Consider the following 6,207-nt stretch of genomic DNA (forward strand, 5'->3'; position numbering starts at 1 on the left):
TGCAATAAGCAACAATCATCATTGATTCGTTGTATTTTGCTCATACAAAAAGCCACCGAGGTGTTATCGGTGGCTTTTGTTTTTAAATCAGATGACTAGAGCTGTTCGCCGTTGCTTTCAATGACCTGTTTGTACCAATCAAAACTCTGCTTTTTAGCGCGTTGTTGAGTGCCGCTACCGTCGTCGTGTTTATCCACGTAGATAAACCCATAACGCTTGCTGTACTGGCCAGTGGTGAAAGAAACACAGTCGATACAACCCCACGGGGTATAGCCCATCAGTTCAACGCCGTCGTCAATCACCGCTTTCTTCATTTGCTCAATATGAGACTTCAAATAAGCGATACGATAATCGTCGTGGATCTGTCCATCAGCACTTGGCTTATCTATCGCACCAAAACCATTTTCCACGATGAACAATGGCTTCTGATAACGCTCATACAGAATGTTAAGCGTGTAACGTAAACCCACAGGATCAATCTGCCAGCCCCACTCTGAGGCCTTCACATGAGGATTCGGCACCGAGCCTTCAAACCCTGCCAGCGCGGTTCCTGTTCCGGCAGAATTTGCCTGCACGGCATTACTCATGTAGTAGCTCAGCCCAATATAATCCGCACAGCCCGCCCGCAGGATTTGTTCATCCCCCGGCTGCATTTCAATGTGATATCCCTTGCGTTCCCACTCTTTAAGAATGTACGAAGGGTAATAACCACGCATATGCACATCTCCAAACAGGAAACGCTCACGCATGGCTTCCTGCGCGTACATCACATCATCTGGATGGCAGGAATAAGGATAAAGCGGCACCATCGCAATCATGCAGCCAATTTTTAGCTCTGGATTGATGTCGTGCCCCAATTTAACAACCAGTGCGCTCGCAACAAACTGATGATGTAGTACCTGATACATACATTCTTCGGGGTTTGGCTCATTCGTGTAAATCACCCCAGAACAGCAATAGCCAAACAGCGGCGTTTTCCAGTTACGCTGATTATTGATTTCGTTAAACGTCATCCAGTACTTCACTTTATGCTGATAACGTTTGATCACTACTTCGCTAAAACGAACAAAGAAATCAACGACTTTACGATTTTTCCAACCACCATACTCTTTGACTAAATGCCACGGCATCTCGAAATGAGATAGCGTAATGACTGGCTCAATACCGTATTTCAGTAGTTCATCAAACATGTCATCGTAAAACTGTAGCCCTGCTTCATTCGGCTCGAGTTCGTCGCCGTTAGGGAAAATACGCGACCATGCAATCGAAGTACGAAAGCATTTAAACCCCATTTCAGCAAAAAGGGCGATATCACCTTTATAACGATGATAGAAATCAACGGCCTCATGGTTGGCGTATAAATAACCATCCTGAATACCGTCGGTAATCACACGATCAACACCATGCGCTCCGCTGGACAATACGTCGACGATGCTGAGCCCTTTTCCACCCTGATCCCAGCCGCCTTCAACCTGATGGGCTGCGACCGCACCGCCCCACAGAAAATCATCCGGTAACCGTTGTTGTTTCATGCTGTTGCTCTCTTCTTTAATCAATTTTGTGGTTTACTCTTAAACAGCTTCTGGCTGTGCTGAGGTTTTAACTTCCGTTGAGGGAATTTCTTCTTTAAATCCAGCAAACCACGTAAATATCGCGCCTAGCACAAAGGCCACGCTAATCGACAACACAAAGCCGAGGAACTGCGGTAGATGCCCTTCTTTAAAGAACACCGGCAATACGGCGATCCCAGGAATACAGTAGCTCCAAGACACGGCGTTAAATGAACCAGCAATAGCACCACCAACCGCTCCCGCCATGCACGCGCACACCATCGGGCGTTTTAAGCGCAACGCCACACCGTAAATAGCTGGTTCAGTGATGCCAAACAGGCCTGTCATACCCGCAGACAGCGCAACACGTTTCATCTCAGCATCTTTGGATTTCAAATAAACCCCCAGAACGGCTCCCGCCATGCCAAATACAGCGGAAGCCTGCAATCCGGTGAAAGTGTCATAACCGAGCGTGGCATAATTGCCGACCGTTACCGGCGTGATCCCCCAGTGAACACCAAGAGTTACCAGCGGCGTCCACAGCGCACCAACCACGAATCCGGCAACAGCAGGGCTAAGGTGATACAAAGTGTTATAAACACCGCCGATAGCCCCACCGATCATGTTTCCAATGGGACCAAAGACCAGCAGCGTAAGCGGAACAATAATGGCCAAACAGAACATCGGCGTGAACAGGTTACGAATAACCAACGGTAGGATGCGTTCAAAAAAGCGCTGCACGTAAGACATCATCCATACCATTAAAATGATTGGTATCACCGCAGAGGTGTAGCTTAGATACTGTACCGGCATGCCCAAGAAAGTCAGCGGATCGGCACTCAGTGGAATACCCACCACTTCTGTCAGCACACGTGCAATCTGTGGATTGTTGACGGCCTCTTTCATGAGCGCCTGCATCGCAGGATCGGCCGAATTCACCAGCAGGATCTTGTTAGCGGTAAGCATGTTCATGTAGTCGGGACAAACCAGCGCACAAGCTGCGATCACCGCGGTGAAAGGGTTAACGTTGAATTTCTTCGCCGCGGTATACGCCACCATCACGGGCAGGAAGGTGAAACCAGTCCAAGAAACGAAGTTAAGAATACGGTAAGTACCGCTGGCAGGATCCATCCAGCCTAAAACAGCAAACAATGAGATTAAGCCTTGTAGCACACCACAGGCAGCTAGAGGATAAAGGAACGGTGCAAAAATACTGGAAATGATATCCATCAAGCGGCTAACAATGCCAACATTTGGCGCACTGACGGCAGCATTTTCGTCAACGTGAATCAGCTTTAATACTTCCTGATAAGCATCCCCCACATGGTTGCCAATTACGACCTGTAATTGACCACCAGACTCTATTACCGTAATAACGCCTTTAACGCGCTTTAGAGTTTCTTTATCTGCCTGAGCATTATCTTTTAATACAAATCGTAATCGAGTTGCACAATGTGTGACGCTAATCACATTATTATCGCTACCAATTAACTTTACGATTTCCTTGGCCGAATCTGCGTAATTAATTGCCATAGAATTAACCCTTCTGTAAGTACAGAAATCCCTATTCAATTAAATCTGAGAGGAGGATTTATACCCTCAATAATTCGAGCGCAACCAACGCACATGCTGCTTGAAGTATGACGGATATATTATGCATGGACTGGATAGTAGCAAAAAATTAAACAAAGTCACGATATAACAAAAAAACATAAATGTGATTTGTCACGTCGAAGAAACATGATGTTTTTTATTCGATCAATCTCTCAATTATTGAGTTGATAGATTTTTGGCGAGTTTTTTACCAATGGCTTCAAGCATATAAATGACAGGAACCTGAGTCGTAATATTATATTCACTGGCAATCAGGATTTGTGGCATATGATAGGAGAGATTGAAGTCTGCCATTCTAGCCAAAGAGGAGGTTTCACTATTGGTGATACTGATGATTTTACACTGATGCAGGCTAAACTGGCTGGCCAGTTTTAATATTTCAGGCGTTTCGCCAGAAACGGATAAAATAACAGCTATCGCATTTTTATACATATCCGAACTAATAGGATAGTAAGGATCGTCAATATAATTACTGAATTTACCCACATTGGAGAAAAAACGAGCGCCATATTTACCTAGCGTACCTGAAGTTCCGGCCCCAACAAAGATAATCCGATCAGCCTCAGCAATTTGTTCTGCCGTACGCGTAATAAGCGCCTCGAACTCATCGTTATGAATACTTTTAAAGAAACTCATTATTTCACTCGCTCCCGAGGTCAATAATAATTTCTCTTCCTGTTCAATATAAAGCTTAAAACGAATACGGAACTCTGAATAACCACTGCAGTTCATTTTCTTGCAAAAACGTAATATCGTCGTTGTGGATACATCCGCAGCATCAGCCAACTCGCGGATGGTCATATACATCACCTTATCTTTATTCTTAATGACATAGTTATATACCATTAATTCCAAGCCATTGAGCGTTGATAAGGCAATATGGGTAAACATGCGATCATCCGTTAACAAGTTATCGTGCCAAAGTATCAGAACATCACTGAGATGACAAAGCAACAGTGGCTAAAGCCGCCTTCCGATGAAACTCCATCAGAAGGCGGCAACGAACGGCTACGTATTATTCACCTTTAATATCTTTCGCTATTGCCGCCTTAAAATCATCCATCGGGCAGAAACCATTAGCATCGACTTTACACCCATCAATTTGCAATATGACACGCTGAGCCGGCGTCGGTAGAGACAACGGCGTCGCATTGCGGATCTGATCGGTCGACTGATAAACATATTCAATCTTCATCAGGTCGCGGTTATCTTTCTTATCATGCCAACGCTGAAACACAATTTTTCCGCTGATCGGTGTTTTCTCATATTGCTTCGGCAAATCGTATGGGGCGGTTTTCATCGCGGCTAACAGAGAAGCAATGTTGGAGTCATGCCCCACCAGTACGGCAACCTTAGCTTTGTGCGCATCAGCTGCTAACGCATTTGTATCAGGCGTACCCACCAGCGTTGCGCTTACGAAACGCATTAAAGGTGCCGCTGCATTCTGGGCGACTGCCGACGAACCAAACAGAGTCTCGTGATAGAGATTTTTTATTTCTTCTAACTGCTGCCACTGCTTCTCATCAGTAATCTGACCCCATGCCACGTCTTTCAGCGGATAGCCTTCGTAATACTGCAACATGAAGCCATCTGAGGCACCGGTACCGACACGTAACGGCCCCGTGATGCCGGGCTCTTTATCCTGCACAATATTGACCGTATTCGGTTGATCTGCCAGCGAACAGGTTTTCTTTTCGGTACAGACTTTCGATTGCCCATAGTCCATAACCTGCTGTAGCACCGCATAATTGGGTTTCAAACGCTCATTAAGACCATCAATTCCCCCCGGCCCAGCATGCTGATTAATCGACTCGATTGCCTTTTGTTTAAACTCATCCGTCACTTTCGCGGTGATGATGGGGTTAAACGTTGGATCCATGGTGCCGACTTTTTCCTGATGATTCACTTTCAGCGAACACTCAGGAAATGCGCCGCTCACAAAGCTTTTCGCGGTATCAATGGTACGTGGCAAGCTATTCGCGTAGACAAATACCGAACCGGCGGTTGGACATCCCTTCGCAGGCAGAATACCGGTTTGGGCTAACCAGTCGCGCATGTACTTACCGAATAAGGTTTCTACTTCTGCACCTTTAGGCGTCAGCAGTCCCCCTTCAGTTTTCCATACCGGCCACTGATGCGGCGTCGATTCTGCCAGAATATCGCCATAGCCCACTAATGGCGCTCGGATACCATGACGACTAAAAATAAGAACCTGCTCAAGCTGGTAACCCTCGGGCGTCGCATTGCTTGGTTCAGCGGCCTGAGCCCCAAGGGGGAGCAATAAAGCTAGCGCACTTAACGCGAAAAAGCCTTTTGTTATTCTTTTCATTTGTCTGTTTCCTTATACAAATTGAAGGGTTACCTACCGAAATACACAGAAGTGAGTGTAGATAGCTTTCCATATTGAGTTATTGGCAAGCTTCACATAACGAGATTTATCATTTTCGAGTTGCTGATAAATACGGTGAATTTCTCTTCCAGATAAGTCCGGTTGTCCCACAGTTTCAATCCGCTATGGTCAGTGCCTATGATAGAGAACAATGGGAGAGTCAGACATGTATTTGCGCCCTGACGAAGTGGCACAAGTCCTTGAGAAAACAGGTTTTATCAGAGACTACGTCACCGATAAAGCGTATGGTTTTCACAAAGGTGAACACTATGTTTACGTCAATCGTGAGGCCAGAATGGGCCGAACAGCGCTGGTCATTCACCCAGCGCTAGGGCAGAAAAGTCTCAAATTTGCCCATCCTGCTGAACCACTACGCAGCAGCGTGGCTTACACCCGCTTCCCACAAGACCCGCATGCGGTAGAAACAGCGTTCATTGGCATTCCGCATGGATTTACCTCGCGCGCGCGTTTAAGCCAATATCTTGAAAAAATGTTCCAGTAATTCACTGTAAAATCGCAAAAAAAAAACCTCTGCCAGCGGGTGCATGGCAGAGGCAAACTCTTGCAGCTATAGTGCTGTTTTATACCTTAAATAATTCGAGTGGCATTGAGGCGGCCAGTGAACGCAGCCAACAAAAAGGCAACTTGAAGTAT

At 46.0% G+C, this 6,207-nt stretch carries 5 protein-coding genes; 1 reads left to right on the top strand and 4 read right to left on the bottom strand.

Annotated elements, in window-relative coordinates; genetic code table 11:
* Positions 1-95: 95 nt before the first annotated feature.
* From HMPREF3091_RS19810 to agp, 4 genes are all read right to left on the bottom strand, one after another.
* Positions 96-1,532 carry a 6-phospho-beta-glucosidase gene (locus HMPREF3091_RS19810; protein WP_004097069.1) on the bottom strand — a complete coding sequence of 479 codons (1,437 nt, stop codon included), beginning with the start codon at positions 1,530-1,532 and terminating at the stop codon, positions 96-98.
* Positions 1,533-1,571: 39 nt separating this feature from the next.
* A complete protein-coding gene (locus HMPREF3091_RS19815) occupies positions 1,572-3,083 on the bottom strand; it encodes a PTS transporter subunit EIIC (RefSeq protein ID WP_004097067.1) in 1,512 nt (503 codons plus the stop codon).
* A gap of 237 nt (positions 3,084-3,320) precedes the next feature.
* Positions 3,321-4,055 carry a MurR/RpiR family transcriptional regulator gene (locus HMPREF3091_RS19820; protein WP_070718333.1) on the bottom strand — a complete coding sequence of 245 codons (735 nt, stop codon included), beginning with the start codon at positions 4,053-4,055 and terminating at the stop codon, positions 3,321-3,323.
* A 124-nt stretch (positions 4,056-4,179) separates the two neighbouring features.
* Entirely contained in the window at positions 4,180-5,493 is a 1,314-nt protein-coding gene (gene agp, locus HMPREF3091_RS19825; RefSeq protein ID WP_070718336.1) for a bifunctional glucose-1-phosphatase/inositol phosphatase, read from the bottom strand.
* A gap of 226 nt (positions 5,494-5,719) precedes the next feature.
* Here agp and HMPREF3091_RS19830 point away from each other — a divergent pair, with 226 nt between their 5' ends.
* Positions 5,720-6,055, top strand: a complete 336-nt coding sequence (locus HMPREF3091_RS19830) for a DUF2002 family protein (protein ID WP_035504363.1) — start codon at positions 5,720-5,722, stop codon at positions 6,053-6,055.
* Positions 6,056-6,207: the final 152 nt, after the last annotated feature.

The sequence above is a fragment of the Hafnia sp. HMSC23F03 genome, assembly GCF_001816025.1.
Lineage (GTDB): Bacteria > Pseudomonadota > Gammaproteobacteria > Enterobacterales > Enterobacteriaceae > Hafnia > Hafnia paralvei.